Raw genomic sequence first — 3,980 nt, forward strand, 5'->3', positions numbered from 1 at the left:
CGTCCCCATATTCTTTCTCTACAGAGGAACAAGTCAGGAAGTTCACCCTTCTTGCAGGGGATACGATTGTCACAAAAGACTCTGAGGATACAGAAGATATAGCCATCCCAGCCTTTGTTCCAAAGGATCTCGATGGAGTTGTTTGTGGATATCATCTCGCTTTAATTCGTCCATATGAGGAAAGATACGGAGCCTTAATCAAGCGAAATTTTGAGGCTACATATGTTCGCGCTTATATGGGACCCAGAGCAAATGGTCTCACTCGATATGGGTTGGGAACCTATGCCTTGAGCAATTCATCCTTCGTTCAGCCTCCTCCGCAAGAGGCAATTGATATCGCCAACTTCCTCAACCACGAAACCGCCAAGATCGATACCCTGATCGAAAAGCAGCAGCAGCTCATCGCCCTCCTGGGGGAAAGGTAAAGTGGACCCCAGGAGCTGGACAGCCATGCTAAAAAGCTTTGAAAGCATGGCTAAATCCAACCGGATAGTATTCCCACCCACTCCTTCATCGATCCGAAGTTCAATAAACTCAGCGATATGTTTCCCCCGTATAGCCCCAAGGTGCATATCGACTAAAGAATATTGCAGCAGATGATCCAGCCGGTTCTCTTCTTTTTTGGGGTGAGCATAGGTTGGTATTTTTTCCTTCCGAAATCGCTCCAGGGCTTCTCTCAGAATTGTACTCTCAGCCTCTTTTCTGGAAATAAAAACACCCCGATCCATCTCATTTTCAATCTCCCGCGCCCATGCCTCCGCATCACCTTTTGTATTAAAAGTACTGGATTGGACCGGCCATCCTTTCCGGCGAACTTTGACCTGCCATTGTCCTGTTCCACGTTTCGTGATGGTTGCCACTGGGATCCTCCGTTTTTTTGCAACTGTCCCAGAATTGTCCCAAAAAGGCGAGACCACGAAAAAAAAGAGGTTAGATTTTCATCTAACCTCTTGATTTCTCTGGTGGGCCACCAAGGAATCGAACCTTGAACCTCCTGATTAAGAGTCAGCTGCTCTGCCAATTGAGCTAGTGGCCCGAACGAGGTCTGCTTTTAGGGAGACGGGGTGTTCTTGTCAAGCAGAAAAGTCATCTTTTGGATTTTTTTGTCACACAGTTATCTCAATCCACCAGGGTGTAGTCCATGGACCTGCGCCTCGGGGTGAACCCGGCACCGGTGATGATGTCGCGGATCTTTTCTTCGGCCAGACGGAATCGGCACCCTGTTGCGGCGACCACGTTTTCCTCCTGCATGGTGGAACCAAAATCATTGGCGCCCCAGAACAGGGCCAGCTGGCCGATCATGGGGCCCTGGGTGACCCAGGAGGCCTGGACATTGTCGATGTTGTCCAGATAGAGGCGGCTCAGGGCCAGGAATTTCAGATATTCCACCGAAGAGATCTCCGGGGTCTTGATGAGCGTGTTGTGGGGCTGGAAGGTCCAGGGGATGAAGGCGGTGAATCCACCGGTGCGGTCCTGCAGATCTCTGATGCGGTCCAGATGTTCCAGCCGGTCCTCAAAGGATTCCACATGACCGAACATCATGGTCGCCGTGGTTTTGAGACCCAGATTGTGGGCCGTTTCCATGACCCCGATCCATTGGTCGGCGTTGCATTTCCGCGGAGATATGCGGGCACGGATGTCGTTGACCAGGATTTCTGCGCCACCGCCGGGGATGGAATCCAGACCGGACTTGTTCAAGGCGATTATGGTTTCCTCGATGGACATTTGTTCCTTGTCCGCCAGAAAGACAATCTCCGGCGGGGAAAAACCATGCACCGCGACCGTGGGGAACGTGTCCTTGATAAAGGCAAGCATGGACGTATAAAAATCCAGCCCCAGATCGGGGTTCATCCCCCCCTGCAGTAGAAGCTGGTAGCCGCCCATGTCCACGGTTTCTCGGATCTTGGCCCCGAGTTCCTCTTTTGAGAGGACATATCCTTCGGGATGCCCGGGGGGGCGGTAGAACGCGCAGAACTTGCATCCGGACACACAGATGTTCGTATAGTTGATATTCCGGTCGGCAATATAGGTGACAACCCCGCCGGGATGCCGCTTGGTCCTGGCGGCATGGGCCCTCTTGCCCAGTGAAAAAACATCCTCACGCCACAAATCCGTGGCATCCTGACGTGTCAATCGATCGGTCATGGAAAAACTCGCTTTCTGGTTGTTGGAAAAAACATTCTCGCGCAGAGGCACTGGGACGCAGGGAACAAACAACAAAAATCTTATTGCGCTCCAGGATCCTGCTTCCCAATGGCAGGTCACGCCCTCCCCCCAAAAGCCTCCCTCAGCGTCTCTGCGCCTCTGCGCGAGAAAAGAAAGACAGACTGCCGTTTCGCTAGTCCCCCGGACGGAAACGGTCAAGCCGGGATGCAAGGAGATACGGTCGACCTCTGAAACAGGATATTGACCTTGAATGAACAAGGGAGTAGTTTTTTTTGTTTTCAAATTCCCTTGGCCTCTGCCCCAGAGACCATTACTTTTCAACGCTTAATCCCATTCAAAGGACCTTTGTCAATCCATGAAACCACCCCCTGCATTTTCCTGTCAAATGTGCGGTCATTGCTGCCAGGGCACCGGGGGGATCGTTGTTTCCCCGGAAGAACAGGAGCGATTGTGCCGATTCCTGGACATCGATCTGGCCACCTTTCTGGAGCGTTACACCGAGCTGGTGTCCGCCAAGCGGATCATCAAAAGCGATGTGGGCGGATATTGCGTCTTCTTTGAAAAGGACCAAGGATGCTCCGTGCATCCGGCCAAGCCCGACGTGTGCCGAGCCTGGCCCTTTTTCAGAGGCAACCTTCTCGATGAGAGCAGCTGGGAGATGGCCCAGGACTATTGTCCCGGGATCACCAGGGATGTGAGCCATGCCGAATTCGTTCGCCAGGGACTGACCTACCTCGAAGCCCATGGTCTGACCCATGATGCGGACGTGGATGCCAACGCCCTCAAGATTTCGGATATCGGATCCGACCCAGATTCGTAACTATTCAGAACGATAATCCGGCATGAGATCGTGTCCCGGCCCTTTCTGACCGTCACCATCCCGGCCACACTTCTACAAAAAACCATCCATGGATCTTCGACAAGCCTACAGAATCATCGGACTCCGCTTTGGAGCCGACCTGGATACGGTCAAATCCACGTTCCGCAAACGCGCCTTTGAGTACCATCCAGACCTGCATCCCAACGACCCCAAGGCGGCCAAAAAATTCCATGACCTGAACCAGGCGTACGTCCATCTCAAGGCATACCTGGCTGCCAAAGAAAATAAAAAATCCGCCACAAAGAAAACCGCTCCACGCACCAAGACACAGACGCAATCCGCCCAGACAAACCAATCGGCAGCTCCCGGACAAAAACCCGGCGCAAAGGGGCATGCGCGTGCCCAAAAGCCCGACCAGGATCCAACGAAGAAAAAGGGGTTTACGGCCAGGCAGGAAGAAACCCTCAAAGACATCCTGAACGACCCCTTTGCCCGGCAGGTCTTTGAGGACATCTTTGAAAAAATCAAGACCCGCAAACCATCGGTATCCACCAAGGCGCAGGCAACCGCCGGAGCCCCACAAAAAAAACTCAGCCTTTCCTGGGGCAAACGCTCCCTAAATCTGGACGTAACCGACGGTTTATTCTCCGGCGTGAAAAAATGGTTCGGATCCCACCTCGACGATCATCAGACCATCCGCCTGCCTGCCCCGCAATTGCGTCCGGGGAGCATGGTCCGGGTGAAAATCGACCGCAAGGGCAAAGGAAGCCGATCCATCGAGCTGCGCCTGCCCCACAATTTCATTGTCGGCCGCCCTATCCGCCTCAAGAACCAGGGCCGCACCATGGGCCCCCTCAAGGGTGATCTGTATCTGCGTTTTCTGGCGGTGTGAACAAAAAGATCCCGGATCACGTCCGGGATGACGGCATATGCCACAACCTACGCGCTGCGCACTCCTGTCCCGTCTCCGTTTCTCCCTTTTTTTCTATCGCCC

At 53.4% G+C, this 3,980-nt stretch carries 4 protein-coding genes and 1 tRNA gene; 2 read left to right on the forward strand and 3 right to left on the reverse strand.

Annotated elements, in window-relative coordinates; all coding sequences use genetic code 11:
• Nucleotides 1-296: 296 nt before the first annotated feature.
• The 3 genes from ACY692_RS14390 to mqnC form a co-directional block, all read right to left on the reverse strand.
• Nucleotides 297-860 carry a site-specific integrase gene (locus ACY692_RS14390; protein WP_462326073.1) on the reverse strand — a complete coding sequence of 188 codons (564 nt, stop codon included), beginning with the start codon at nt 858-860 and terminating at the stop codon, nt 297-299.
• A gap of 100 nt (nt 861-960) precedes the next feature.
• Nucleotides 961-1,036 (reverse strand) — tRNA-Lys (locus tag ACY692_RS14395).
• Nucleotides 1,037-1,119: 83 nt separating this feature from the next.
• On the reverse strand, nt 1,120-2,145 hold the full coding sequence (gene mqnC, locus ACY692_RS14400) for a cyclic dehypoxanthinyl futalosine synthase (RefSeq protein WP_462326074.1): 1,026 nt from the start codon (nt 2,143-2,145) through the stop codon (nt 1,120-1,122).
• Nucleotides 2,146-2,521: 376 nt separating this feature from the next.
• Between mqnC and ACY692_RS14405 the strand changes: the two genes are divergently transcribed.
• Complete coding sequence (locus tag ACY692_RS14405; protein WP_462326075.1) at nt 2,522-2,986, forward strand: YkgJ family cysteine cluster protein; 465 nt, start codon at nt 2,522-2,524, stop codon at nt 2,984-2,986.
• A gap of 88 nt (nt 2,987-3,074) precedes the next feature.
• Nucleotides 3,075-3,878, forward strand: coding sequence for a J domain-containing protein (locus tag ACY692_RS14410; RefSeq protein WP_462326076.1), 804 nt, complete (start codon nt 3,075-3,077; stop codon nt 3,876-3,878).
• Nucleotides 3,879-3,980: the final 102 nt, after the last annotated feature.

The organism is Desulfoplanes sp., assembly GCF_054921335.1.